Annotated in this window: 1 protein-coding gene; it reads right to left on the minus strand. The window is 45.0% G+C overall.

The genetic code is table 11. The features are described from left to right. On the minus strand, positions 1–209 hold a 209-nt coding region (gene tnpB / locus WFH18_RS18640), incomplete at its 3' end, for an IS66 family insertion sequence element accessory protein TnpB (protein ID WP_353933962.1). Between the last annotated feature and the right edge of the window lie 33 nt (positions 210–242).

A 242-nucleotide genomic window follows, 5' to 3' on the forward strand; every position in this document is an offset into this window, starting at 1 on the left:
ACTTTCATGCGATGGCCACGTTTATTACAGAACAGGTAAGCACAATGCGGTTTGATGTAGCCAAAGGCTCTCACCACCTGAGCCATGGTCGTATCCATACCTGCACGCATGTCCATGGGCTGAGTAGACAACCAGATTTCATCAATGCGGATCATGTTGCAAGTGCCTTGAGTAATTCTGCTAAAGCAGATATTTCTGATACTTGCCATTTCAAGCCAATTTCTGCTTTTGAGTGGGGTAAA

The sequence above is a fragment of the Acinetobacter sp. USHLN143 genome (assembly GCF_037145695.1).
GTDB lineage: Bacteria > Pseudomonadota > Gammaproteobacteria > Pseudomonadales > Moraxellaceae > Acinetobacter > Acinetobacter fasciculus.